Annotated in this window: 24 protein-coding genes; 5 read left to right on the forward strand and 19 right to left on the reverse strand. The window is 63.8% G+C overall.

Annotated features, from left to right (window positions below; translation table 11 throughout):
• Positions 1 to 7 precede the first annotated feature (7 nt).
• The 6 genes from ABEB22_RS14095 to ABEB22_RS14120 all read right to left on the reverse strand — a co-directional run bounded on the left by ABEB22_RS14095 (position 8) and on the right by ABEB22_RS14120 (position 7,025).
• Positions 8 to 1,249 carry an FAD-dependent oxidoreductase gene (locus ABEB22_RS14095; protein WP_349295626.1) on the reverse strand — a complete coding sequence of 414 codons (1,242 nt, stop codon included), beginning with the start codon at positions 1,247 to 1,249 and terminating at the stop codon, positions 8 to 10.
• Positions 1,250 to 1,425: 176 nt separating this feature from the next.
• Entirely contained in the window at positions 1,426 to 2,760 is a 1,335-nt protein-coding gene (locus tag ABEB22_RS14100) for an FAD-binding oxidoreductase (protein WP_349295627.1), read from the reverse strand.
• 32 nt (positions 2,761 to 2,792) lie between these two features.
• Positions 2,793 to 3,659 (reverse strand): ABC transporter permease, encoded by an 867-nt coding sequence (locus ABEB22_RS14105; protein WP_349295628.1) that lies wholly within the window; start codon positions 3,657 to 3,659, stop codon positions 2,793 to 2,795.
• Positions 3,656 to 4,663 (reverse strand): ABC transporter permease, encoded by a 1,008-nt coding sequence (locus ABEB22_RS14110; RefSeq protein ID WP_349295629.1) that lies wholly within the window; start codon positions 4,661 to 4,663, stop codon positions 3,656 to 3,658. Before ABEB22_RS14110 ends, ABEB22_RS14105 begins: the two co-directional genes overlap by 4 nt.
• Complete coding sequence (locus ABEB22_RS14115) at positions 4,660 to 5,775, reverse strand: ABC transporter ATP-binding protein (RefSeq protein WP_349295630.1); 1,116 nt, start codon at positions 5,773 to 5,775, stop codon at positions 4,660 to 4,662. Before ABEB22_RS14115 ends, ABEB22_RS14110 begins: the two co-directional genes overlap by 4 nt.
• Positions 5,776 to 5,858: 83 nt before the next feature.
• Positions 5,859 to 7,025 carry an extracellular solute-binding protein gene (locus ABEB22_RS14120; RefSeq protein ID WP_349295631.1) on the reverse strand — a complete coding sequence of 389 codons (1,167 nt, stop codon included), beginning with the start codon at positions 7,023 to 7,025 and terminating at the stop codon, positions 5,859 to 5,861.
• A 180-nt stretch (positions 7,026 to 7,205) separates the two neighbouring features.
• Here ABEB22_RS14120 and ABEB22_RS14125 point away from each other — a divergent pair, with 180 nt between their 5' ends.
• On the forward strand, positions 7,206 to 7,964 hold the full coding sequence (locus ABEB22_RS14125; protein WP_339114941.1) for an IclR family transcriptional regulator: 759 nt from the start codon (positions 7,206 to 7,208) through the stop codon (positions 7,962 to 7,964).
• On the opposite strand, the gene ABEB22_RS14130 is transcribed toward ABEB22_RS14125, so the two are convergent.
• The 3 genes from ABEB22_RS14130 to ABEB22_RS14140 form a co-directional block, all read right to left on the reverse strand.
• Positions 7,961 to 8,911 carry an NAD(P)-dependent oxidoreductase gene (locus tag ABEB22_RS14130; protein WP_339114942.1) on the reverse strand — a complete coding sequence of 317 codons (951 nt, stop codon included), beginning with the start codon at positions 8,909 to 8,911 and terminating at the stop codon, positions 7,961 to 7,963. The two genes, ABEB22_RS14125 and ABEB22_RS14130, sit on opposite strands and share 4 nt — an antisense overlap.
• A gap of 18 nt (positions 8,912 to 8,929) precedes the next feature.
• A complete protein-coding gene (locus ABEB22_RS14135; RefSeq protein WP_349295632.1) occupies positions 8,930 to 10,414 on the reverse strand; it encodes an aldehyde dehydrogenase in 1,485 nt (494 codons plus the stop codon).
• A gap of 71 nt (positions 10,415 to 10,485) precedes the next feature.
• Positions 10,486 to 11,553, reverse strand: coding sequence for an AbrB family transcriptional regulator (locus tag ABEB22_RS14140; protein ID WP_349295633.1), 1,068 nt, complete (start codon positions 11,551 to 11,553; stop codon positions 10,486 to 10,488).
• A 284-nt stretch (positions 11,554 to 11,837) separates the two neighbouring features.
• On the opposite strand from ABEB22_RS14140, the gene ABEB22_RS14145 reads away from it, so the two are divergent.
• Entirely contained in the window at positions 11,838 to 13,208 is a 1,371-nt protein-coding gene (locus ABEB22_RS14145) for an aminotransferase (protein ID WP_339114945.1), read from the forward strand.
• Positions 13,209 to 13,277: 69 nt separating this feature from the next.
• On the opposite strand, the gene ABEB22_RS14150 is transcribed toward ABEB22_RS14145, so the two are convergent.
• The 8 genes from ABEB22_RS14150 to ABEB22_RS14185 form a co-directional block, all read right to left on the reverse strand.
• The gene (locus ABEB22_RS14150; RefSeq protein WP_339114946.1) at positions 13,278 to 14,057 is read right to left on the reverse strand and encodes an SDR family oxidoreductase; all 780 of its coding nucleotides are present in this window, start codon (positions 14,055 to 14,057) and stop codon (positions 13,278 to 13,280) included.
• Positions 14,054 to 14,809, reverse strand: a complete 756-nt coding sequence (locus ABEB22_RS14155; RefSeq protein ID WP_349295634.1) for an amino acid ABC transporter ATP-binding protein — start codon at positions 14,807 to 14,809, stop codon at positions 14,054 to 14,056. Before ABEB22_RS14155 ends, ABEB22_RS14150 begins: the two co-directional genes overlap by 4 nt.
• The gene (locus tag ABEB22_RS14160; RefSeq protein WP_349295635.1) at positions 14,796 to 15,818 is read right to left on the reverse strand and encodes an NAD(P)-dependent oxidoreductase; all 1,023 of its coding nucleotides are present in this window, start codon (positions 15,816 to 15,818) and stop codon (positions 14,796 to 14,798) included. Before ABEB22_RS14160 ends, ABEB22_RS14155 begins: the two co-directional genes overlap by 14 nt.
• A 9-nt stretch (positions 15,819 to 15,827) precedes the next feature.
• Positions 15,828 to 16,502, reverse strand: a complete 675-nt coding sequence (locus tag ABEB22_RS14165) for an amino acid ABC transporter permease (RefSeq protein WP_339114949.1) — start codon at positions 16,500 to 16,502, stop codon at positions 15,828 to 15,830.
• Between the two features lies 1 nt (position 16,503).
• Positions 16,504 to 17,181, reverse strand: coding sequence for an amino acid ABC transporter permease (locus ABEB22_RS14170; protein ID WP_339114950.1), 678 nt, complete (start codon positions 17,179 to 17,181; stop codon positions 16,504 to 16,506).
• Positions 17,182 to 17,255: 74 nt separating this feature from the next.
• Complete coding sequence (locus tag ABEB22_RS14175) at positions 17,256 to 18,104, reverse strand: transporter substrate-binding domain-containing protein (RefSeq protein ID WP_349295636.1); 849 nt, start codon at positions 18,102 to 18,104, stop codon at positions 17,256 to 17,258.
• Between the two features lie 96 nt (positions 18,105 to 18,200).
• Positions 18,201 to 19,109 (reverse strand): polysaccharide deacetylase family protein, encoded by a 909-nt coding sequence (locus ABEB22_RS14180; RefSeq protein ID WP_349295637.1) that lies wholly within the window; start codon positions 19,107 to 19,109, stop codon positions 18,201 to 18,203.
• The gene (locus ABEB22_RS14185; RefSeq protein ID WP_339114953.1) at positions 19,106 to 19,609 is read right to left on the reverse strand and encodes an ureidoglycolate lyase; all 504 of its coding nucleotides are present in this window, start codon (positions 19,607 to 19,609) and stop codon (positions 19,106 to 19,108) included. Before ABEB22_RS14185 ends, ABEB22_RS14180 begins: the two co-directional genes overlap by 4 nt.
• 132 nt (positions 19,610 to 19,741) lie before the next feature.
• Between ABEB22_RS14185 and ABEB22_RS14190 the strand changes: the two genes are divergently transcribed.
• Positions 19,742 to 20,404 (forward strand): GntR family transcriptional regulator, encoded by a 663-nt coding sequence (locus tag ABEB22_RS14190; RefSeq protein ID WP_349295638.1) that lies wholly within the window; start codon positions 19,742 to 19,744, stop codon positions 20,402 to 20,404.
• Between the two features lie 8 nt (positions 20,405 to 20,412).
• Here ABEB22_RS14190 and ABEB22_RS14195 read toward each other — a convergent pair whose 3' ends face one another.
• On the reverse strand, positions 20,413 to 21,300 hold the full coding sequence (locus ABEB22_RS14195) for a LysR family transcriptional regulator (protein WP_349295639.1): 888 nt from the start codon (positions 21,298 to 21,300) through the stop codon (positions 20,413 to 20,415).
• Positions 21,301 to 21,393: 93 nt separating this feature from the next.
• Between ABEB22_RS14195 and ABEB22_RS14200 the strand changes: the two genes are divergently transcribed.
• A complete protein-coding gene (locus ABEB22_RS14200; RefSeq protein ID WP_339114956.1) occupies positions 21,394 to 21,807 on the forward strand; it encodes a VOC family protein in 414 nt (137 codons plus the stop codon).
• On the forward strand, positions 21,804 to 22,502 hold the full coding sequence (locus ABEB22_RS14205) for a fumarylacetoacetate hydrolase family protein (RefSeq protein ID WP_349295640.1): 699 nt from the start codon (positions 21,804 to 21,806) through the stop codon (positions 22,500 to 22,502). The genes ABEB22_RS14200 and ABEB22_RS14205 overlap by 4 nt, the downstream gene beginning before the upstream one ends.
• 114 nt (positions 22,503 to 22,616) lie before the next feature.
• On the opposite strand, the gene ABEB22_RS14210 is transcribed toward ABEB22_RS14205, so the two are convergent.
• Positions 22,617 to 23,963, reverse strand: coding sequence for a dicarboxylate/amino acid:cation symporter (locus tag ABEB22_RS14210; protein WP_349295641.1), 1,347 nt, complete (start codon positions 23,961 to 23,963; stop codon positions 22,617 to 22,619).
• Between the last annotated feature and the right edge of the window lie 26 nt (positions 23,964 to 23,989).

Below are 23,989 nucleotides of genomic sequence, written 5' to 3' on the forward strand. Positions count from 1 at the left end.
GGGGCGCTCAGCGGGCACCGTGCCACCGATGGCCCCGCGCGCGTGAGAGCAAGAGCGCGTCGGGCAGGGGGCGCCCCTCGGTCATGGCATCGGCGAGCAATGCGGCGGTGGTCGGCCCCAGCGTGAAGCCCTGATGCCCGTGGCCGGTATGGATCCACATTCCCCGCTGGCCGGTGACCGGCCCCAGAACCGGTAGCATATCGGCCATACAGGGCCTCTGACCGGTCCAGACGGGATCCGTGCTGCGCTGCCCGAGATCGAGCAGCTGCCGCAGCGCCGCCTCGCCTCGGGCCAGCTGGCGCGGCGCGCGGGCGGGATGCGCGCAGAGATCGGCACCGGTCAGGAGCCGCAGGCCGCGGACCATTGGTGCGGCAACCACACCGTAATCGGCATCCAGCACCGGACGCGAGGGGAGCGCCGCCCCCTCCATATGGCAATGATAGCCGCGTTTGAGCACCATCGGCAGGGACAGCCCGATCAGGGGCGCAAGAAGGGCATTGCTGAACGGGCCGAGGGCCAGCACCACATGCTGGGCTTCAGCCCCGCCAAGCTCCCAGCCCGATCCTTTGCGCTGCAGCTGTGTCGCATCCGCGTGCATCATGCGCCCGCCCCGCGCGGTGAAGAGAGCGGCATAGGCGCTCACCAGTGCTCCCGGATCACGGCAGGACCACGCCTCCGTCCACAGGATCGCCCCTGCGGCCCGCGCGGAAACCGGCTCGGCGGCGCGCAGGGCCGTGCTGTCGAGAATGTCCGAGGCGACCCCGTAGCTCTCGCGCAGGCGCTGCGCCTCCGTCCAGGCGGTTTCGAGCGCGCGCGGATCGCGCATCACCATATAGAACCCGTCGCGTCGGATCAGGGGGTCAGCGCCTGCAGCGGCGATCAGGGGCGCGTGATCTGACGTGGCGCGGCGCGTCAGGGCGGCGTAATGGCGCGAGAGCGCAAGATGGCGTGCGGGGGCAGAGGCGCGGAAATACCGCCAGAGCGCGGGCGCCTGCGCCAGAACCCCGCGCAGATCCCATGCCACCTCGTTATTGCGGCCGGTGGCGATGGCCCAGAGGCTGGCCGGATCGCGCGGCATGGCGAACGGCTCGGCGGCCTCGGCCTCGATGATGCCTGCATTACCGAAGCTGGTCTCCTGTCCTGCAGGCCGCCGGTCGATCAGCGTGACCTCCCAACCGCGTGCCTGAAGCGCCAGCGCCGTGGCGGTGCCGACCATTCCGGCCCCGAGGACAATGGCTGTGGGGCTCATGGGTGCGGCCTCTTGGGGCCGTTTGTGTCAGGGCAGGGTGCGAGAGAGGAAGCCATGCGCGATCAGTATCCGGTAAAACTGTCTGTTTGTCGGCGCAGGATGCCAGCTCGGGCGCGCAATGGTAAGACCCGATCTGTGGCCCGAGGGGGTGTCAGGGGCCGCAGATCGCGACGGTGTCAGATCCAGTGATGCACCGGATGCGCGCGGCCCTGATCGAAGCGCTCGAAGCGGAAGCCTGTTATGTCGATCTCGGGGGGCTCGCCCGCAATCATCTGCGCCATCAGATAGCCCGCGCCCAAACCGATGGCAAAGCCATGCCCCGAGAAACCGCTGGCCACGAACAGGCCCGCCTGCTGCGGCACGGGGCCGATCACCGGCACCATATCGGGGGTGGCATCGATCACACCGCCCCAGCTTTCGGCCACGCCCACGCCCTTGAGCACCGGATAGGCCGCCTCGAACGCCGCCATTCCGCCCTCGACCAGCTTGGGATCGGCGGGGGGATCATAGATGCGGGCATGGTCTTCCTCGAAGGGTGAGGGGCCGGAATTTTTCCATGACCGGAAGGCGAAAGGCCCGTTCAGCGCCGATGCCGTCAGCGCGAAGGTCAGCTGGTCGCGGCGCAGGAAGAAGAGGTTGCGGAAGGCCCATGCATCGCGCACCCCCATCGGGGACAGCTCGATCCGACCACGTCCACGCAGCCCCACCGTATAGCCGCCATCATCGCGGCGGCGATAGGAAAAGAGCGGGCTGCCCACCCCGCCTGCATAGACCTCGGCCCCTGCATTGGTGCGGAAGGCGGTGCCGAAGACACCCGACTGGCGGAACCGGATACCCTGATGGCGCAGGAGCATCGACGACCATGCCCCGCCCGCAACCAGCACCTTCGCGCAGCGGATCGTGCCGCGCTCGGTGACGACCTCCGAGATCCGGCCCGCAGAGGTTTCCCAGCCGCGCACCGCGCAATTCTGCACGATGATGGCGCCTTTGGCCTGCGCGCCACGCGCCATCGCGGGCACGGCGATCTGTGGCTCGGCCCAGCCATCCTCGGGAGAGTGGATGGCATGATGCCAGTCCTCGGCCGTGTCGGGCAGGGCGGCTTTGACCTCATCGGCCTCCAGAATACCGCCGGGGAGGTTGTGATGGGCCATGCTGCGCGCCCATGCCTCCCAGCGCTGGCGTTCCCCTGGGTCTTTCGACACAACCATCATGCCGGTCTTGCGGAAGCCCGCATCCTGTCCGATCCGCTGGTCCATCGAGCGCCAGAGCCGCAGCGACAGGATCGCCAGCTCCTGTTCGACCGGCGAGCGCAGTTGCTCGCGCACCCAGCCCCAGTTGCGGCCCGACTGTTCGCCCGCCACGCGGCCCTTCTCGAGCACCACGACCTTCAGGCCGCGCTCTGCCAGAAACAGCGCGCTTGTGACGCCGACAATCCCTGCACCGACAACCACCACATCGGCGCTCTCGGGAAGCACGTCAGAGGTGGTGACGCGATCTACCTTGGGAGACATGTCCCGTTCCTTCCATTCCTTGTGAAGAGGCTTCAGGCCGTTTCCAGCTGGTCACTGGCCTGTGCGTCCTTTTGCAACTTCCACTGGCGCGTCTGCTCGCGGCGTTTGACCCATTCGAACATCAGCGCCGCGATGATCGTCAGAACGACGATGACGGTTGCCAGCGCCGAGATGGTAGGCGAGGAGCCCATCCGCACGCGCGAGGCCAGCACGGTGGTCAGGGTCTTGTCGGCGAGGATGGCGAAAGTGGTCGCGTTATAGTTCTCGAACGAGGTGAGGAACCCCAGCATCATCGAGGACAGGATCGCAGGCCGCAGATAGGGGAGGAGCACATCCCGGAAGACCTGCGGATAGCTGGCCCCCAGATCGAGCGCCGCTTCCTCCTGCGACATATCGAACCGCTGGAGCCGCGCGAGAATGATCAGCATGCAATAGGAAGACACAAAGCTCGATTGCGCGAGAATGGTCAGAACTGTCCCGTTGTAAAGCAGGCTGCGCAGCCCCAGAAGCCCCGTAAAATCGCGCCAGAAGACGACCGTTGCGATCCCCAGCACGATCCCCGGAATAAGCACCGGTGCCACAACGAAGAAATAGTAATAGGCGCGCGATGTGCCGAAGAGCTGGGTCATTACCAGCGCGCCGGCCAGCCCCATTGCCACCGACAGGATCGAGACGCTGATCCCGATGATCACCGAGGTGCGCAGGCCCTCGAGCATCTCCTGATCGTGGAGTAGCTCCCTGAACCAGTCCAGTGTGACGCCTTCTATCGGCCAGACCTGCGGGTAGTTCGGGGTGTTGAAGGCCGAGACAGCCATCACCAGAAGCGGCCCGAGCAGGAAGATGAAGAACACCACAAGATAGATGCCGACCAGAGCGGAATTGATTTTCTGCTGGTTCATTTGGTGATCTCCCCGAGTTTGAGACCGGAAATCTTCAACACACCGAAGACGAAGGTCATACAGGCGATCAGCAGGACGATGGCGTAGGCGGCCCCCTGCGGCCAGTCGAAGAGCTGGTAGAAACGGTCATAGACGATGGGCGTGAACCAGAGCGAATTGGGCCCGCCAAGCACCATGGGCGTGGCAACAGCACCCGCCGTCAGCATGAAGGTCAGCGTCATCCCCGAGGCGATGCCCGGTTTGGCATGGGGCATGACCACGAAGAGATGGATATGCCACCATGGCGCACCGAGGTCGCGCGCGGCCTCGATCTGGTTGTGATCCTGCGCCTCGATCGCGTTATAAAGCGGGAAGATCATGATCAGCAGATGCGAATAGCACAGCGCCACATAGAGTGCGATATTCTGGCCGAGGAAGTCGATCGGCCCGCCCGTCAGTCCCAGCCCCTGCAGCAGCGTATTGAGAAATCCGTTCTCGGCCATCACGATGCGGAAGGCAAATGCGCGCAGGATGTCATTGACCCAGTAGGGGATGATCAGAAGCAGCAGCAAAAGGCGCAGCACCTGCATCCTTGCCGCCTGCGCCATGTAATAGGCCAGCGGGTAGCTGATGGCGAAGGTCAGCAGCGTCAGCAGGATCGAGATCCCGATGGTCATGAAGAAGCTGCGCAGATGCAGCCAGTTGAGGCTGTCCATGCTGGTCTTCGAGCCGAAGAGGAACGTCCGGTAATTGTCGAGTGTGTAGACATCTTCCGGCCCGCCGATCTTGGAGGGCGGCAGCTTGTGGTGGAAGGACAGATCCACCATGAACACCATCGGCATCAGGAATGTCATCAGCATCCAGAAGCCCACGCCGACAATCAGATAGGTTCCGACCATGCCGCCATTGCGCTTGAAAAAGCCGATATGACCGGTTGTTGCGCGCAGGCGATCATAGCGGATCAGGAAGAAAAACAGCGCCAGCATCAGCGCTGTTACGATGAAGGTGATCGGCAGGTTGTTCACGCGGCCACCTCTTCATACTTGAGCACCACGGCATCGAGCGGATCGAATTGCAACGTTAATTCGGTGCCGATCTCGGGCAGGGTGCCTGCATTCGAGGTCATGATGGTGGCATCGCATTTGCGGGGCAGACCCGCATCGAGTTCCAGATGGGTCATCGAGCCCTCGAAGGACAGATCGCGCACCCTGGCGCCGAAACCGCAATTGGGCCGCGCGGCCCCTGCGGGCACCAGTCTCAGCTGTTCGGGGCGGACGAAAAGCGAGGCCTGATCGCCCACATCCAGCGCAATCGGGGTCACGCCATCCATGCCCAGACCGATGCGGCCCGTCAGCTGGCCCACCTGCGTATCGACATGCACGAGCCCATCGGAGACCGCGGCCACGCGGCCGGGGATCATATTGCTCTCGCCCACGAAGGAAGCAACAAAAGCGCTGCGCGGATTGGCATAGATCTCGCGGCCCGAGCCGACCTGCTCGATCCGGCCTGCATTCATCACCGCGATCCGGTCGGACATGTTTAGCGCCTCGCCCTGATCATGGGTGATATAGATGAAGGTGATGCCCACGCGCTGCTGGATCTCGCGCAGCTCGCGGCGCATATGCTGGCGCAGCTTCAGGTCCAGCGCCGAAAGCGGCTCGTCCAGCAGCAGCACCTTCGGCTCGACCGCAAGCGCACGCGCGATCGCCACACGCTGTTTCTGCCCGCCCGAAAGCGCGCTGACCTTCTTATGCGCGTGGGGCGAAAGGGCGACCTGATCCAGAAGCTTCAGCGCCCGCGCCTCGCGTTCGGATCTGCCCATACCGCGCACCCGCAGGCCATAGGCCACATTCTCGGCCACGGTCATCATCGGGAAGAGCGCGAGGTTCTGGAAGATCAGCGCGGTCGGGCGTTTGTTGGGGCCGATCCCGGCCATATCCTTGCCGCCGATCCGCACCTGACCGGAGGTCGGCTGCACGAAACCGGAGATCGTGCGCAACAGGGTGGTCTTGCCGCAGCCCGACGGACCAAGGAAGGAAAAGAACTCGCCATCATGGATCTGGAGGTCGGTTTTATGGACGGCGGTGAAGCTGCCGAAGGTGATCTCCACCTGCTCGAGTTCGATTGCACTCGTCATGGGGTCTGCTCTCTTTGAGGAAAAAGATGCCGGCCCGCCGCAGGGGCTGCGACGGATCGGCCAGTCTGGGGACGGGGAGTGGCTCAGGAGACCTTGAAGCGTTCCGCATAGTCGTTGCGGATCGGGTTGAACCATTCGGGGCTGGCCGGATACCACCAGAGCTTGTCGAGTGCGTCCTCGGGATAGGCGGCCTGGAACAGCTTCTTGTCCTCGGCGGTCATATATTCATCCGCACCCGCCACCGAGGGGCTGTAGCCGCCATCAGAGGCGATCTTGCCTGCAGTCTCGGGTTTCAGGATATAGTCGAAGAAGGCATAGACCTCGTCGATATTGCGGGCCGCAGCCGACATCGCGAAGCCGTCCATCCATGTCAGTGCGCCTTCCTGTGGCGCCATGAATACCACCGGCTCGCCATCCTTGGCCATGGATTTCACCGGACCATCCCATGTCTGGCCAATCACGCAGCCATTTTGCGCAAATCCCGAACGAATGCTGTCCGCGCTGTCCCAGAACTGCTTGAAATTCCCCTTGCGCTCGACCGCATAGGCGAAGATCTGGTCGTAGATCTTGCGCATCGTCTCCTGATCTTTGTAGCAATCGAGCATGCGGTTCGAGGGCACCTGGCCTGTCGCATCAAGCCACAGGCCCAGACCGAGAAGCGCCGAGGTCGGGCGAACCTGCGCCTTGCCCGCATAGTCGGGCTCCCACAGCAGACCATAGCTCGCTTGCGCGTAATCGATGCCGGTCGAAGTGTTGAAGGACAGCCCCTCGGTGCCCCAGACATGGGGGATGTGATAAAGCCCATCGTCCCACGTCCACAGACCGGTCGAGGCTTTCAGGATCGACGGCTGATAGGCCGACAGATCTATGCGATCTTCATCAAAGGCTTGAAGCGCTTCGATATACTTGAACTCCGAAGCACGGTTGAACGACGGCATCACAAGATCGAACCCTTCGCCGAAGGTCGATTGCATCTTGTTGATGGCTTCCTCGTTCGAGGAGAAGGGGGTCTTGTTCACCTTGATGCCGGTGGCTTCCGTGAAGCCCGACATCACCTCCTCGGGCAGCTCGTCGGACCAGCACAGAAGGTTCAGCTCGCCACTGGCGGCAAAGGCACGTTTGACGTAAAGCGGCGCGGCTATCGTGGCGGCACCTGCGGCAAGCGCCGTGCTCAGGAGGGTCCGGCGGTTGAAACTGCGCGCGGCGGCGGCGGTGAGGGAGGTGCTGGTGGGAGTGTGCGTCTTGGTCATCAATATCTCCATGTTGGAACAGCAAGCACCGGAGCCGTTGAGGGCGATTATTTTGCGGTATTATAATATTCTATCTGGTGAAATGTCTTGCTGCTTAATAGAATGATGAAAAATGGAAGTGAGCACGTCAAGTTTGCCGGAAGCGAAATCGGCAATTTCTCTCATGTCGGAGGATCGGAAGTGTCAGGGGATCAAAAAAGTGGCTATCAGGCACCCGCCAAGCTGAAGACGAAAGGCGTGGAGGCGGTGGACAAGGCGCTGCGTATCCTCAGCCTCTTCGACTCGACGACAAAGCGCCTGTCTCTGGGCGATATCAGCGCTCGCACGGGGCTGGTGAAAAGCTCGGTTCTGCGGCTTCTGGTGTCGCTGCAATCGGCGGGCTATCTGCGTATCAGCGCCGACAAGACCTATGTCATCGGTCCCGAGGCCTTCCGCGTCGGGCGGATCTACCAGTCGACCTTTAGCCTCGAGGGTGAGATCCGTCCGGTCCTGCAAAAGCTCGTGGCAGTGACAGGAGAGAGCGCCTCCTTCTTCCGGCGCGAGGGGCAGAAGCGGGTCTGTCTGTTCCGCGAGGACTGCAATGAACTGCTGCGCGAACATGTCGCGGAGGGCGATGCAGTGGATATCGGCAAGGGCGCTCCCAGCCATGTTTTCATCGACTATGACATGATGCGCGGCGACGAGCCCGCGCCTCTGGATATCCTCAACGAGCTGCCTGCCGTTTCGGTGGGCGAGCGCGGGCCGGGGATCGCGGGGCTCTCGGTGCCGATCTTCGGGGCGGACGGGGCGATGCTCGGGGCGATGACGGTCTCGGGGCCCGCCGCGCGGCTGACCGAGGCGAAGATCGACGAGATCCAGCCGATCCTCATGGCGGGGGCCGCCACGGCCTGCGCCTCGCTCGGCGCGCGGTTCTATGAACTCTGGGAAGGGCGGCTCTAATAGCCGCGCACCAGATCCACCACATCCCTCATCGGGTTTCCTGACAGATAGGCCGCCAGATTGAAGGCCATCTTGCGCTCGAACCGCGCCCGCTCGGACCCGCCCCTGAAGGATTGATGCGGGGTCAGCAGCACATTGGGATGGCCGTAATAGGGGTGGCCATCCGTCAGGGGCTCGGGCGTGGTCACATCCAGCGTGGCACGCGCAACCGTGCCATCCCCGAGCGCGGCCAGAAGGGCTGCGTCATCGACGAGCCCGCCGCGTGCGATATTGATGATATGACAGCCTCTCTTGGCCCCTGCCAGAAAGGCTTCGTTGACCATGCCTTCCGTCTCGGGTGTCAGTGGCGCGGCCAGCACGATATGATCGGAGGCTTGCGCCACCTCTTGTGGCGAGGCGCAGGCGATAACCCCTTCCTCGGGGCTGTCCCACGGGCCACGGCGGCAGGCGCGCACCTCCATGCCGAAGGCCAGCGCGCGTCGCGCGATCTCCGAGCCGATGGCGCCGTAGCCGATGATACCGACACTGCCGCCCTCGAGTGTGCCAAGATTGCGCGGTCCCCAGTCGGATGGGCCATGCACCACCGCACCGGCCAGATCCTTCACCATCAGGAGCATCGCCGCCATTACATATTCGGCGATCTGGGGTGCGGTCAGCCCGCGCCCGCAGCTGACGATCCGGTCCTTTTTCAACCAGTCGGGATAGACCTCGACCCCCGCCGAGAAGGTCTGCACCCATTTCAGTGCGGGCAGGTCCAGGTGGGCGGGGGCCTGTTTCCAGCCCGGGATATTGCGCGTGACGAGGATTTCCGCCTCGGTGGGCACATCGAAGGGGCGGTCGGCATCCAGACAATCGATCACCTGTGGTGCTTGCGGCAGAGCGGCCAGAAAGCGGCCGAATTCGGCATCGATCTGGTTGGCGATAACGGGGTGGCGATCGGCTGTCATGGATTTTCTTTCAAGGGTTCAGAGTGGGAAAGGGTAGGGCGCCTCATCGGCGAGATTGATCCAGACGCTCTTGGTCTGGAGATAGTCATGGATCATCTCGACACCGCCTTCGCGACCGATGCCGGAGGCTTTAAAGCCGCCGAAGGGCGAGATATGCGAGCCGCCTTTATAGCTGTTGACCCAGATGGTGCCAGCCTCGATCCGGGCGGCGATCTTGTGGACGCGGGCGATATCACGGGTCCAGAGGCCGGCGCCCAGACCGAAGGCCGTGCCATTGGCGATCTCGACCGCCTGCGCCTCGGTCTCGAAGGGGATCACCGACAGGACGGGGCCGAAGACCTCTTCCTGCGCGATGCGCGAGGCGGGATCGACATCGGCGAAAATGGTGGGGGCGACAAACAGCGCCGCACCGCCCTTCGGGTCGGCCACCGCCCCGCCCCCGCACAGAAGGCGGGCGCCATCTTCCTTTGCCCAAGAGATACAGGTCATGATGCGGTCAAATTGCGCCCTGTTGGCGACAGGGCCGATATCGGTGTCAGGCGACATCGGATCGCCGAGGCGGATCTTGTCCGCCAACTCCGTGATGCGTGTCAGGACGCGGTCATAGACCGACACATGCACCAGTGCCCGCGAGCCCGCCACACAGCTTTGCCCGCCCGAGCCGAAGATGCCCTGCACCACGCCGCGGGCGGCCTGCTCGAGATCGGCATCGGCGAAGACGATGTTGGGGGATTTCCCGCCCAGTTCCAGCGTTGCGGGGCGCAGGTTATGGGCGGCGGCCATATAGGCCTGACGCCCGCCGCCAATGCCGCCGGTAAAGGCCACCTTGGCGATCCCGGGATGGCGAGTCAGCGCGGCACCGGCCTCGGCCCCGAGACCCGTCACGATATTCAGCACGCCCGCCGGAAGCCCGGCCTCCTCGGTCACGATCTGGGCAAAGCGCACGGCAGAGGCAGAGGTATATTCCGACGGTTTCACCACTGCCACATTGCCCGCCGCCAGCGCCGGTGCCAGCTTCCAGCTGAGTAGCATCAGCGGCGAATTCCACGGCGTGATCATCGCGATGACCCCCAGCGGCTCGTGGCGGGTATAGTTCATCATATCGGGGTTCTCGGTGGGCAGGACCGCGCCGTTGATCTTGTCGCAGAGCCCCGCATAGAAGCGATACCATTCGGGGATGCGCCTGAGCTGCGCCAGCATCTCCTTGTAGGTCTTGCCGTTGTCGCGGGTCTCGATGCGCGCCAGTTCCTCGGCATGGGCGGTGATCACATCGGCCATACGGTTCATGAGTGCCGCGCGCTTCGTGGCGGTCAGCCCGCCCCATGCGGGGTCTTTGAACGCTCGGTGCGCGGCGGCCACGGCCAGTTCCACATCCGCCGCATCCGAGCGCGGAATGCGACCCCAAGGCGCGGCTTCATAGGGATTGTCGCATGCGAGCCACGCGCCAGATTGCGCGGGGCAGGATGCGCCATCGATAAAGTTCTCAACGGTCAGCAGGGTCATGTCATCGTCCTTCATGTGCCCTATGGGGCAGGAATGTGAGGCTCCGTGCAAGAGCGGAATGTCAAACGGGGTCAGGGCTTAGCGCCACAACGTGCCAGAAGGCGGCTCAGTATGTGCCAGAACGGTTCGAGCATGAGATTGGCCAGCAGGATGCGGGTGAGGTGGAAGCTCAGCACCAGTGGCACCGAGACCCCCATGGCGCGCGCGGCCACCGTCATTTCCGGCATGCCGCCTGGGGACATGCCGAAGAGCAGCGCGGCCTCGTCCATGGTGCTTATCCGCGCCATCGCCAGCGCGGCCAGGACCAGAAGCATGGTAAGACAGAGGGTGGAGACCGCCGAGACCACCACCAGCCGCAAGGAGCGGCGCAGAAAATCGGGGATCATCCGCGCGCCCAGCGAGACACCGAGGATGATCTGGCAGACGGTCACGATCCAATGCGGCAGGGTCACCGGATCGAGATCCGTCTGCTGCAGCGCGATGGCGAAGAGGCAGGGCGCAATCATCCACGGGTTGGGCAGGAAACTCCGGCGCGCCAGATGCGCCACGCCCACCCCGCCTGCTAGCAGGAGTGCGACCCAGAGGAGGTCGGCCGGTGTGTAGGCCTGTGTTCCGCCCACCGCGGCCGCAACCGCGTCGCGGGTGTGATCGGGCAGGAAAACATGCAGCAGCACCGGATAGCTGAGCACGACCACGCCGAGCCGTACGGTCTGTGCAAGCACCACATGCGCCTCCGATGCGCCCGCCCGCTGTGCCTGCACGGCCATCAGCACGACGCCCCCCGGTATGGTGCAGAAAAACGCCGTCGAAGCATCAAGCTCCGCGCCCTTTGTGAACAGGCCCGTGAACAGCAGGCCGGAGAGCAGCGTGAAGAGGCCACAGGCGAGGATCAGCGGCAGATAGGCAATCAGTTGGGCCATGATCTCGGGAGTGAAGCTTTGACCCAGCGAGAGCCCCAGCACCACCAGCCCGTAGGCGCGGATACGGTCGATGCGGATCGTCATCCCCGCCAGCGTGAATCCCGTGCTGACAAGCAAGGCGCCGATCAGCCAGCCGAGCGGGATATGGGCGGCGGTCGCCAATGCGCCGCCGCCACCTGCAGCCGTCAGAACCAGAAGGATCTTCCAGAATGTCACCACGAAGCGTCTCCTGCGCCGCGCGGGCGTCGTTATCGGAAATATTCTACTAGATGGAACTTAGTTATGTTAAATAGAACAATATTCCCTTGGGCTGACAAGAGCCTAACTTCGAGGCAGTGACGAATATCCTGCACCGGAAAGGCGCCATGCTGCTTGACGAACGAAAAGGGCGATGTTCTATTTATGGAAATAGTGTTCTGCCGAATAGAATAATACTAAACGTTTTCGCGCCATATCCTGACGCGTCGCCCCCGATTCCGGCACAGTGTTGAAAGGCTGTCTTGATGAATAAACCCCTGCTGAATTCCGTGGCCGCGATGGATGCGGCCCATCAGATCCACCCGCATACCAACCTGCGTAAACATCTGGAAACCGGCCCGAACGAGTTGCTGGTGCGTGGCGAGGGCATTCAGGTTTTTGATGAGACGGGCAAGGGCTATATCGAAGGGGCCGCGGCGCTCTGGTGTTCGTCGCTGGGCTTTGGCAACGCGCGTCTGGCCGAGGTGGCCAAGCAGGCGATCACCGATCTGGGCTATTACCACAACTTCCGCGGCTCAGGCACGCCGCAGGCGGCCCAGCTTTGCTCGAAACTGGCCGATATCGCGCCCGACGGCATGGACAAGATCCTGCTGCAATCCTCGGGCACGGAGGCCAATGACACCGCACTCAAGCTCGTGTGGTATTACTGGGATGCGATGGGCGCCCCGCAGCGCCGCAAGATCATCTCGCGTCACGAGGGCTATCACGGCACTGGCACGCTGACCTCCTGCCTGACTGGCAAGGTGAAGTTCCATGAGGGCTACGGGCTGCCCTTCAGCGAGTTCCACTATGTCACCCAACCCTATTACTACCGCAAGGCCGAAGAGGGCGAGAGCGAGCAGGAGTTTTCCACCCGCCTTGCCAACGAGATCGAGGAGCTGATCCTGCGCGAGGGCCCCGAGACGGTAGCGGCCTTCTGGGCGGAGCCGGTCATGGGCTCGGGCGGCGCCATCACCCCGCCCGCCGGATATTTCGAGAAGGTTCAGGCGGTTCTCGACAAATATGGAGTGCTTTTCGTGGCCGATGAGGTCATCTGCGGCTTTGCCCGCACAGGCGAGATGTGGGGGAGCCAGACCTACGGGATCAAGCCTGACCTGATCTGCTGCGCCAAGGCGCTTTCGGCGGCGGTAATCCCGATCTCGGCGGTGATCGTGGGCGAGCGCGTGTTCGAGGGGATGATGGCCCAGTCCGACAAGCGTGGCAGCTTCACCCATGGCTATACCTATAGCGGACATCCGGTGGCCTGCGCCGTGGCCCATGAGGTGCTGACGATCTACGAGGAAATGGATCTGGTGGCCCATGTGAAATCGCTCGAGCCCGCCTTCCTTGGCGGGTTCAAGGCGCTGGAAGACCATCCGTTGGTCGGTAATATCGATGGTGTCGGCCTGATCGGTGCGCTCGAGGTGGTGGCCGACAAGAAGACCCGTGCGATACATGATCCGGCGCTGGCTGTGATGCCGATGCTCGACCGGCTGACCCGCAAACACGGGCTGATCACCCGCCTGATCGGCAACCGGATCGCACTCGCCCCGCCGCAGATCATCACCGAAGCCGAGGTGGGCGAGATGTTTACCCGTCTCAAGGCCGCGCTCGACGAGGCGCATGCCGCGCTCTGAGCGCACAGGAAACGCCCCTACGCCCGCCCGTGCGGCGGGCGTAGTGGATGACGGAGAAACCGTTGGGGGTCAGGCGGCCATCCAGCCGCCATCGACCAGAAGGTTATGCCCGTTGATGAATTGCGTCTCGGGCGCCGCGAGGAAGGCCACGGCCTCGGCCACATCGCGCGGCTGGCCCAGACGGGGCGAGGGCGTGCGGGCGCGCGAATAGGCCATCGCCTCCTCGCTGACCGCAGGCCCGCTCTTGCCGGTCAGGATCTTGCCCGGCGAGACGGCGTTGCACACGATGCCGTCGGTGGCATGATCTGCCGCGATCTGGCGGGTCATCTGCAGCACGGCCGCTTTCGAGACGCCATAGGCGAAGGAGCGCGGCGAGGCGATCATCCCGTGCTGCGAGCCGATATTGATGATCCGTCCACGCTCGCCCTCGGGGCCACGCGGATCCTGCGCCAGCATCTGGCACAGGCTGGCCTGCAGCGTGACATAGACACCCGTCAGATTGACCGAGGTGACCCGCTCCCACTCGGCCAGATCGGTATCGGGCAGCGCCCGTCCCCCCGGCACCATGGCCGAGGTCACCACGATATCGAGCCGTCCGTGACGCGCGGCAATCCCGCGGATCAGATCCTGTGTGGCCAGGGGATCGCGCACATCGAGGCGTGCGAACTCATTGGCCGGTGACAGGGCGCGCAGGGGCGCGCGCACGGGATCGCCGCCCTCGACCACATGCTCGGTCACATCGGCGGCGATGGTGGTGGCGCCTTCGGAGGCCAGACGCAGCGCGATGGCGCGACCGATCCCCGATGAGGCACCGGTCACAAGGGCGGTCAGCCCGTTCAGGCGGCTCACCGGATGATCCGTTCGAGGAAGGCCTTCGCGCGGGGATGGCGCGGGGCGGTGAAGAAATCCTCGGGCGGACGGCGTTCGAGAATGGCGCCCTGATCCATGAAGACAATCTCGTCGGCGACCTTGCGGGCAAAGCCCATCTCGTGGGTGACGCAGATCATGGTCATCCCGCCCGCGGCCAGATCGGTGATCACATCGAGCACCTCGCCGATCATCTCGGGGTCGAGCGCCGAAGTCGGCTCGTCGAACAGCATCGCCTCGGGCTCCATGCACAGGGCGCGGGCGATGGCCACACGCTGCTGCTGGCCGCCCGAAAGCTGGTTCGGAACCTTATACGCGTGATCGGCGATGCGGACGCGTTCGAGATAATACATCGCGCGGTCCTCGGCCTCGGCTTTGGGCACCTTGCCGATCCGGCGCGGGGCGACGGTGAGATTGTCGAGCACACTCAGATGCGGGAAGAGGTTGAAATGCTGGAACACCATGCCCACGCGGCGGCGCACCTTGTCGACGCCGCGCCCCGAAGATGTCAGCTCGTTATCGCCGACGCGGATGAGCCCGTCCTGAAATTTCTCGAGCCCGTTGATACAGCGGATCAGTGTCGATTTACCGGAGCCCGAGGGGCCACAGATGACGACCTTGCGGCCTTTCGGGACGTCGAGGGTGATCTCTTTGAGGGCCTGGAACTTGTCATAGAACTTCGAGAGGCCCTGAACCTTGATGAGCGGGTCTGTCGCGGTATCAGAAGCGGGCATATACGGTCTCCGGAGTGTCGGTGTCGGGGAAGTCCGCGCGCCAGCGGAGGTAATCCTCGGCGGCGGCGGCAAGGGAGCGGCTCGCGGCGGGGCGCTGGAGGGCGCGCAGGCTGCGGGCGGTGTCGAGGGGCGGGCGGCCTTGGGCCATGCGCGCGGTCACGCTGGGCGCATGCGCATCGATCCGCACGGGCGGCAGGCCGGTGAGCGCCGCCCAGTCGGCAGGGCTCGAGAGCTGGCCCGCGCCGATATTGAAGACGGTCCCGTCCGTTCCGGTTTCGGGCCAGAGGCACAGGAGGCCGGCAATGATCTCGCCCGCATCGCGCGAATAGAGCCAGTCGGCGCGCATCTCGTGGGGCAGCGTGGCGGGGAGGCCGTCCTGTGCCAGCGCCTCGATTTGGGCATGGGGCGAGAGATTGGGGCGCGTGGCCCCCGCCCGTTCCCAAGGCCCGAAGACCGGACCGAGCCGCAGGATCTGCAGCGAGAGGCCGAATTCAGGCGCCAGAAGGCGGGCCAGATCCTCGGCGGCACCGCGGGTCAGCCCGTAAAGGCTGTCGGGGCAGAGCGGGCCGTCTTCCGTGAGGGTGCTCTGTTCGGGCCAGGGGCCTTTGGTGCCGTAAAGCGCGACGGAGGAGGTCATTGCGAAGCGGGGGATCCCGAGATCGGCGGCCGCCGTCATCGCGGTGGCGATACCCGCGACATTGAGCGCCACGATCCGGTCCGCGCTCTGGCGGATCTGGGCCGCATCGGGGGTGAGGGCCGCGAGATGGAGCACCAGATCGGGCTGTGCCTCGGCCAGCGCCGTCTGCACGGAGGCCGGGTCGTGCAGATCGCAGGGATGGAAGCTGGCACCCGCCAGCGTGGGATGGGCCAGCCATCCGGCGGGAGGCGGCGCCAGATCCAGCAGGGCCACGCGGCAGCCCATGGCGCGTGCCGCCTCGGCACAGGCGAGGCCGATGAAGCCTGCGCCGCCGATGATGGCAATGGCCGGTGTCCGGGGCGTTATCGGCATAGACATCGCTCAGCCCCGACGGATGATCGCGCGGCGTTCGAGCACCGAGACCCAGCGCGAGAAGGGCCATAGGAGCACGAAAAAGATGATCGCGGTCGCGGTGAGCGGCGTCGGGTTATAGACCTGTTGCTGGGCCACATTGGCCGAGCGCAGGAGTTCCGGCAGCGCCACGATCGAGGCGATCGAGGTGCCTTTGGCCAGCTCGAGCGCGTTGGAGGCACAAGGGGCAGCCACCCGGCGTAGGGCCTGCGGCAACAGGATCCAGATCATCATGCGGATCGGACCGAAACCGAGCGCCTGCGCGGCCTCGGTCTGGCCCTTGTCGAGTGAGACAAGCCCCGCGCGGAAGATCTCGCCGAAATAGCCGGTATTGTTGAGCACAAGTGCCAGCACCACGGCAGAGAAGGCCGAGATCTTGATGCCGACCGAGGGCAGGCTGTAATAGATGACGATCAGCAGGACCAGCACGGGAAACGAGCGCAGAAGGTCGATCACGATCACCAGAATACGGCGGGCGGCAGGCGGGGCGAAGGAATAGAGCACCCCCACCAGAAGACCCGATAGCGCGGCAAGCGGCAGGCAGACAAGCACCAGCTGCATGGTCACCACAAGGCCCTGGGCCAGAAGCGGCCATGTCTGTTTCAGGGAGTCGATATTGGCGAAATTCGCGAGGAAGAGTTCCATATCAGGCTCCTTTGTGCGAGCTGGCGCGGCGTTCGAGCCAGCGGGAACAGGCGACGAGCGGTATATAGAACGCCAGATAGAAGGCGGCGGCCAGCATCAGCGGGGAGGGGTTCGCGGTGATCGACATGATGCTCTCGGCCGAGCCCAGCGTGTCATTGAGCGAGACCGCCGTGCCGAGCGCCGAGCCTTTGGTGACGGCGATCACGCGGTTCGTCACAAGCGGCGTGGCAAGCCGCACCGATTGCGGCAGGATGATCAGCCAGAGCGTGCGGAAGGTGCCGAAGCCCAAGGCATGGGCGGCCTCCCACTGGCCTTTGGGCAGCGCCATGATGGAGGCGGTGAAGATCTCGGCGCAAAAGGCCGAGAGCACGAAGCCGAGCGCAAAGGCCGTAGCCACGAAGGGCGAGAGCGCGATCCCCGCATAGGGCAGCGCGAAGAAGAGGAAGATCAGGATCACGAGCTGCGGCAGGGTGCGGAAGATCTCGATCCACGCCGTAACCAGCGCGCTCAGCAGCCGCGATCCGGTCAGACGTAACAGGGCCAGCGCCATGCCGAGCACAAGCCCGATGGCGATGATGGCGAAAGAAACCTCGATCGTGATGAGGAAGCCCTGGAAGACCGATGGCAGCGCCGCGAGCATCACCTCGGTATTGAAGAAATTTTGCGCGAGTTTATCCATTGGTTTTCAGTCGTCGCCAGTCTTGTGGGGGGAGGGCCAGAGCCTGACGGGCTCTGGCCATAAGGTCTGCGCGATTACTTGCAGTCCAGCTCGTGGGTTTTCTCGTCATAGCCCTCGAAGCCCGGTGCACCGAAGCCCGGATAGACGGTCAGGAGCGGGCTGTCTGCGGGCAGCTCGCCGCCATACCATTTGTCATAGAGCTTCTTGAGCGTGCCATCCTCTTTCATGCATTCGAGCGCGGTCTCGACCTTGTCGCGATAGGCAACGTCTTCCTTGCGGAAGGCATAGCCGAACATCCGCCCGTCATAATCGGAATAGGCCAGCTCGATGGCGGGGTTCTTGGAGGCCGCATAGGAGGCGGTCGGGATCTCGTTGGCGGCGGCAAAGGCCCGATGGGTGATCACGGCCTGAACGGAATCGGGGAAGCTGTCGAAACGCTGCACGGTGAAGCCGTATTTCTCGGCATTCTCGGTGCCCCATTTGTCCTGCGTGGTGCCGCGGTTCACGGCCAGAACCTTGCCCTTGAGGTCCTCGAGGCTTGCGATCTTCTCGCCCTTGGCGGTGATGAAGCCGTTACCGGTGGCCATGAAGGGCTCGGTATAGAGCATGGTCTTGGCACGCTCGGCGGTGATGTTGAGCGGGTTCGCCGTCATCTCGATACGGCCCGACAGCAGCGCGGCGAAAAGACCCGAGAAGGCGATGTCATCGACCTTGGCCTCGGGGCGACCGATGCGCTTGGCGATATCCTGGATCATGTCATAGCCGAAGCCCTCGGGGCCGTCGACGGAGCGCATCATCCACGGGGCCACGCCGAAATCGGAGCCCACGAGCAGCGGCTGGTCTGCGGGGTGTTCATCGGCCAATGCGAAGGAGGGCACAGCCATGACCGAGGCGAGGGCGAGAGCATAGAGAGATTTTTTCATGATTTCCCTGTTGGGTTGGATTGGAGAGAAGGTTCTTGCTTTTGGGCCCTGCGGGGAGCGGGGCCAGAGACGGAAGCAGGGCTTCCGGCTATCGGGTTACGCCTGTGCAGGCGGATGGGTCTTGGCCCAGTGATGCGCGATATCGCTGCGGCGGCAGATCCAGACATCGTCGCGCTCCTTGACCCAGTCGAGGAAGCGGCGCAGCCCCAGAGCGCGGCCCGGATGGCCCGCGACCCGCAGATGCAGCCCGACCGAGAGCATGCGCGGCTCCTCCTCGGCACAGAGAAACTCGACGCTGTCGCGCAGATATTCGAAGAAATCCTGCGCCGTAGCGATGCCGCCGCGCATGAATTTGGCGTCATTGGTGGCCAGCGAATAGGGCAGGACCAGATGGTCCTTGCCATCGACGCGCGTCCAGTAGGGTAGCTCGTCATTATAGGCGTCGCTGTCATAGAGGAAGCCGCCATGCTCGACCAGCAGCGCGCGGGTGTTCAGGCTCGGCCCGTAGCGGCAATACCAGCCCTCGGGCGGCGCACCAAGGAGGCGCTTGAAGCAGTCCACGGTGCGGGCGATGCGGGAGGCCTCGTCCTCGCGGCTGAGCTTGCGGTGATGTTCCCAGCGCCAGCCATGGGCGCAGACATCGAACTCCGACTGCCTGATCCATTCGGTGATCTCGGGATTACGCTCGAGGGCCAGCCCGCAGGCCATGGCGGTGGCAGGCAGGCCGCGCTCGGCAAACATCTTGGCGATGCGCCAGAATCCGATCCGGCTGCCATATTCGAACATGGTCTCGGCGGCCAGATTGCGCCCCGGCATCGGGTCGCCCCCGGCCTCGGTCAGCCCCTGTTCGGTCGCTTCATCCCCGTCGGGGACCGAAGGCTCGGAGCCTTCCTCGATATTGATCACGAAGTTCAGCGCGAGACGGGCGCCATTGGGCCATTGCGCTTGCGGCAGGGCACCGGCATAGCCGCGAAAATCGCGTTCGAGATGGCTGTTATCGGTCATAGCGCGCGCTCCGTCGCACAAGAGGCGATCGTGGCGAGCGGCAGGGGCGCATCGAGATCCACGAACACATCGTCGTCAGGCAGCCCCTTGCGCATCATCACGACGAACTCGGCGGGGGCATCGAATGTCTGCATGCCGGCATGCCAGATATTGCGGTGGAACAGCACGCCCGTGCCCGGCTCGGCCATGAAAGCGCGCGCGGTGTCTGCTGCGGGTTTGCCGTTCGCGTCGTCACAGACCACCACCAGAAAGCGTTGGCCGCTGAGTGGCACGAAGAGCTGGTCGGTATGGGGATGGCGTTCGAAGCTGGTGAGGGCCATGTCCTCGGCGAGCGGCGCGGCAATGCGCGAGACCCAGCTTGTGACAGAGGTTCCCGTGACATCATCGCCGATATCGGAACTGAAATAGGCGCGACGTTCCTGTCCCTTATGGCGGATGACCTTGCCGTAGGGAGCAAAGGCTTCCTCGGTCAGGGAAGGGAGAGAGGCTGGCAGAGACACTTCGAAACGTCCTTTATTACTATTCGTATCCCGGTGGGATACCAGTGAGATGCCATCTGGATATTGCGCTGGCAAGAGAGATTTGCCAATGTCGGACAGATAAGAAATTTTGTCATAGGGATTGCTGAAAATATGGGCGATGGCGAAAATCTGGAGCTGGAAAAAGCCAGCAGCCTATCGGAACAGGCCTATCAATATGTCCGCAGCCTGATCCTCACGGGCGAGTTGCAGCCCGGCGCGGTGTTTACCGAAAGAAAGCTGGCAGCCCAACTGGAGTTCTCCCGCACGCCCTTCCGCACGGCGATCACGCGGCTGATCGGTGAGGGGCTTGCCGAACGGCTCTCGAACGGGACACTGGTCATCCGCGAGGTGCCGCTTGACGAGCTGTTGCAGATCATGGTCATCCGCCGCCAGCTGGAAAGTGAAGCGGCGGCACAGACGGCATTGCGCGCCGACACGGCCGAGCTGTCCGCGCTGATCGACGAGACCCGCGAGATCATGTCCACGCCACAGACCGAGCTCGAGACCTTCTGGGCCTATGATGACCGCTTCCATAATTTCGTGGCCAATGCGAGCGGCATGCCGTTGCTGGCCAAGATGATCCGCGAGAATCGCGACCGCGTGCGTATGTGTAACGTGGCGCGGATGGAGCGTAATTTCTCGGATCAGGCGAAGGAGCATCTCACGGTGCTCGAGGCGATTTCGGACCGCGATGCGGATCGGGCGCGCGCGGCGATGGCCGAGCATGCCCATCGAGTCCGTGAGCGGTTCCTGCGCTGGTATACGGGGATGTAACTCCGCGCCTAGCGCGGCGCGCCCGACAGGAAGGTGCAGCCCGCGCGACGGCATCCCTCGATCACATCGCGCAGCGCCTGCAGGTTGGCGGCGCGCGGCGAGGTGCGCGGTGTGACCAGCGAGACGGTCCTGCCATATTGCGCCCCGTCGGGCAGGGGGGAGGCGCCTTGCAGTTCCGGCCAGTCCGGCACCAGCGCGGCCCCTGCTCCCCGCGCGACAAGGGCCGATATCGCCTCCAATGCGTCCAGTTCGCACAAGACCACCGGCCTCAGCCCGTGATCCCGCAGATAGCGCTGCGCGATGGCCCCGCCCCAGGACTGCGGGTCATAGGCCAGCAGTGGCAGGTCCTCGAAGATCCGCGCAAGGGCCTTTTCCCGACAGGCGGGCGGTGCCAACAGGCAGAGCGGCTCGCGCCGTAGCACCTGCGCCTCGAGGCTATCGGGCAGATCGAAGGGCGGCTCGACCAGCAGCGCCGCATCCAAGTCGCCCGCCAGAAGCGCCTCGTAAAGCTGGGCCGAGCTGCCCGGTGTGATGCGCAACTCCACCTTTGGCGCGCGCTTGGGCATATGTTCCAGAATATCGGGCAGAAGGGCTGTCAGCACCGTCGAGATCGCGCCCAGCTTCAGCGGGCCAGCCGCCTCGGAGGGCCTGGCCGCCTGCTCGAGGGCGCGCGCCTGCGTTACCAGCTGGCGCATGGCGGGTAGCAGGTCGCGGCAGGCAGGGGTAGGGAGCGCCGCATTGGCCTGCCGGTCCAGCAGGCGCAGGCCCAGATCGCGTTCGAGCACCTGAATCCGCTGGCTCACGGCCGCAGGGGTCAGCCCCTGAGCGCGCGCCGTGGCCACGATCGATCCCAACTCGCTGACCGCGATCAGGCTTTCAAGAAACCGGATATCCATCGGTTTTTCTATCTCTCAGACAAAGAATTTCCAGCTTTTTCTTTCTCTACGGTTTCTCTACCCAAAAGGCCAATACGCAATTGGAGAGCCTTTATGAAATCCCTGTTCCACCTTGCCATCCACGTTACCGACCTCAACGAGACGCGCCATTTCTACGGCGATGTTCTGGGCTGCGAGGAAGGCCGTTCGACCGATACCTGGGTCGATTTCGACTTCTTCGGTCATCAGCTGTCCTTCCATCTGGGCAAACCCTTCGAGACCACCCGCACCGGTAAAGTCGGCGATCATATGGTGATGATGCCGCATATGGGTGCGGTTCTGGCGCTGGATGACTGGAAGGCTCTGGCCGACCGTCTGCAGTCGAAAGGCATCGCCTTCGACATTCCGCCGGTCATCCGTTTCGAGGGTCAACCGGGCGAGCAACGCACCATGTTCTTCTTCGACCCGTCGGGTAACCCGATCGAGATCAAGGGCTTTGCCGATTTCGACGGGCTTTTCGCGAAATGAGCGAGTATGTCTTCACGCCGCCGCCCGTGCCCTCGTTGCCGGTCGAGGGTGAAACCGCGCGCTTCCCGATCCGGCGGATCTATTGCGTCGGGCGTAACTATGCCGAGCATGCCCGCGAGATGGGACATGATCCCGATCGCGAGCCGCCATTCTTCTTCTCGAAACCGGCCGATAGCATCACCGAGGGCGGGCAGGATCTGCCCTTCCCGCCGCAGACCGAAGACCTACATTACGAGGGCGAGCTGGTGGTCTGCCTTGGCTCGGGCGGGCGCGATCTGGATCTGGAGGCCGCATCGCGCACTATCTTCGGTTATGCCGTGGGCAATGATCTGACGCGGCGCGACATGCAGGCGCTTGCCAAATCGCTGAAACGCCCGTGGGATCTGTCCAAGGGCTTCGATGGCGGAGCGGTCGTGGGCCCGGTGCATCGCCATCTTGTGCAGGACCGCGCCGATGTGCTTGCCGCCGGTGCGATCCGCAGCTTCGTGAATGGTGAGGAGCGCCAGTCCGGCGATCTGGCGCAGATGATATGGACGATCCCCGAAGTGATCTCGGCGCTTTCCGCCTCGGTCACTCTGGCGGCGGGCGATCTGGTCTTCACCGGCACACCGGCGGGTGTCGGACGCCTCGAGAAAGGCGATCTGGTTGCCGTCGAGATCGACGGTCTTGGCCGGATCGAGACGCGGATCGTGTAAGTCTCGCACCGGAAGCAATCCAATCGGACTGGACAAGAAAAAACCGGAGCACCAGGGGTGCTCCGGTTTTTCGTGCTTTGCCGGAGGGAGGACCGGACTTGGGGAGGAAGGGGATCAGGCCTGGTGGGGCTCTGCCACGTCGCTCGTATGGACGGTGGAGTGCTGGATCGGGGGCAGCTCGCCATTCAGGGCGCGGTTGAGCTGTTCCTTGTCGAGCTTGCCTTCCCAGCGGCTGACGACGATCGTAGCGACCGCGTTACCGATGAAGTTGGTCAGCGAGCGGCATTCCGACATGAACCGGTCGACACCGAGGATCAGGGCCATCCCGGCGACCGGCACGGTGGGCACCACCGAGAGGGTTGCGGCCAGCGTGATGAAACCTGCACCCGTCACACCTGCAGCGCCTTTGGACGAGAGCATCGCCACGAGCAGAAGCAGGATCTGGTCACCGAGGCTGATGTCGATATTCATCGATTGGGCGATGAAGAGCGCGGCCAGCGTCATGTAGATATTGGTGCCGTCGAGGTTGAAGGAATAGCCGGTCGGGACCACGAGACCCACCACGGGGCGGGCACAGCCTGCGCGTTCCATCTTCTCCATCAGCGCGGGCAGCGCGGATTCCGAGGACGAGGTGCCCAGAACCAGCAGCAGTTCGGCCTTCAGATAGGCGACCAGCTTGAAGATCGAGAAGCCGCAGAGCTTGCCGACAATGCCGAGCACGCCGAAGATGAAAATCGCCGCCGTCAGGTAGAAGGTGCCGACCAGCATCGCGAGGTTCGCGATCGAGCCGATACCGTATTTCCCGATAGTGAAGGCGAAGGCCCCGAAGGCACCGATGGGCGCGGCTTTCATCAGGACCGCCACCAGACGGAAGATCACCAGCGAGAGTTTCTCGCAGAATTTCACGACGGGCTGGGCGGGTTCACCGACCATGATGCAGGCGACGCCGAAGAGGATCGCAACCAGCAGGACCTGCAGGATGTTGCCATCGACAAAGGCCGAGACCAGCGTGGTCGGGATGATACCCATGAGGAAGCCCTGAAGCGAGGTCTCATGCGCTTTTTCCGCGTAGCTCGATACTTTCGAGGCATCAAGCGAGGCGGGGTCGATGTTCATGCCAGAGCCCGGATGGACGACATTGGCCACGACCATCCCGACGATCAGGGCGAGCGTCGAGAAGAACAGGAAGTAGCCGAAGGCCTTGGCCGCAACCGACCCCACATGTTTGAGCGAGCCCATGCCCGCAAGACCCGTCACGATGGTCAGGAAGATGACCGGAGCGATGATCATCTTCACCAATTTGATGAAGGCATCGCCCAGCGGTTTCATCGCTTCACCGATGCTGGGGTAGAAATGGCCAAGTGCCGCGCCAAGGATGATGGCAACGAGAACCTGGAAATATAGGTGACGATAGAACGGGATATGCCGATGGGCGGTCGTGCCGCCGGTCTCGAACTGCATCTGCTCCTCCACATGCTTTGAGATCT

Source organism: Thioclava sp. 'Guangxiensis', from assembly GCF_045348365.1.
Lineage (GTDB): Bacteria > Pseudomonadota > Alphaproteobacteria > Rhodobacterales > Rhodobacteraceae > Thioclava > Thioclava kandeliae.

Bases quoted from the DNA above. Each gene is read 5' to 3' on its own strand.
- ABEB22_RS14095 (WP_349295626.1), bottom strand. From the start codon at position 1,249: ATGAGCCCCACAGCCATTGTCCTCGGGGCCGGAATGGTCGGCACCGCC.
- ABEB22_RS14100 (WP_349295627.1), bottom strand. From the start codon at position 2,760: ATGTCTCCCAAGGTAGATCGCGTCACCACCTCTGACGTGCTTCCCGAG.
- ABEB22_RS14105 (WP_349295628.1), bottom strand. From the start codon at position 3,659: ATGAACCAGCAGAAAATCAATTCCGCTCTGGTCGGCATCTATCTTGTG.
- ABEB22_RS14115 (WP_349295630.1), bottom strand. From the start codon at position 5,775: ATGACGAGTGCAATCGAACTCGAGCAGGTGGAGATCACCTTCGGCAGC.
- ABEB22_RS14120 (WP_349295631.1), bottom strand. From the start codon at position 7,025: ATGACCAAGACGCACACTCCCACCAGCACCTCCCTCACCGCCGCCGCC.
- ABEB22_RS14130 (WP_339114942.1), bottom strand. From the start codon at position 8,911: ATGACAGCCGATCGCCACCCCGTTATCGCCAACCAGATCGATGCCGAA.
- ABEB22_RS14135 (WP_349295632.1), bottom strand. From the start codon at position 10,414: ATGACCCTGCTGACCGTTGAGAACTTTATCGATGGCGCATCCTGCCCC.
- ABEB22_RS14145 (WP_339114945.1), top strand. From the start codon at position 11,838: ATGAATAAACCCCTGCTGAATTCCGTGGCCGCGATGGATGCGGCCCAT.
- ABEB22_RS14155 (WP_349295634.1), bottom strand. From the start codon at position 14,809: ATGCCCGCTTCTGATACCGCGACAGACCCGCTCATCAAGGTTCAGGGC.
- ABEB22_RS14160 (WP_349295635.1), bottom strand. From the start codon at position 15,818: ATGCCGATAACGCCCCGGACACCGGCCATTGCCATCATCGGCGGCGCA.
- ABEB22_RS14165 (WP_339114949.1), bottom strand. From the start codon at position 16,502: ATGGAACTCTTCCTCGCGAATTTCGCCAATATCGACTCCCTGAAACAG.
- ABEB22_RS14170 (WP_339114950.1), bottom strand. From the start codon at position 17,181: ATGGATAAACTCGCGCAAAATTTCTTCAATACCGAGGTGATGCTCGCG.
- ABEB22_RS14175 (WP_349295636.1), bottom strand. From the start codon at position 18,104: ATGAAAAAATCTCTCTATGCTCTCGCCCTCGCCTCGGTCATGGCTGTG.
- ABEB22_RS14180 (WP_349295637.1), bottom strand. From the start codon at position 19,109: ATGACCGATAACAGCCATCTCGAACGCGATTTTCGCGGCTATGCCGGT.
- ABEB22_RS14190 (WP_349295638.1), top strand. From the start codon at position 19,742: ATGGGCGATGGCGAAAATCTGGAGCTGGAAAAAGCCAGCAGCCTATCG.
- ABEB22_RS14195 (WP_349295639.1), bottom strand. From the start codon at position 21,300: ATGGATATCCGGTTTCTTGAAAGCCTGATCGCGGTCAGCGAGTTGGGA.
- ABEB22_RS14200 (WP_339114956.1), top strand. From the start codon at position 21,394: ATGAAATCCCTGTTCCACCTTGCCATCCACGTTACCGACCTCAACGAG.
- ABEB22_RS14205 (WP_349295640.1), top strand. From the start codon at position 21,804: ATGAGCGAGTATGTCTTCACGCCGCCGCCCGTGCCCTCGTTGCCGGTC.
- ABEB22_RS14210 (WP_349295641.1), bottom strand. From the start codon at position 23,963: ATGCAGTTCGAGACCGGCGGCACGACCGCCCATCGGCATATCCCGTTC.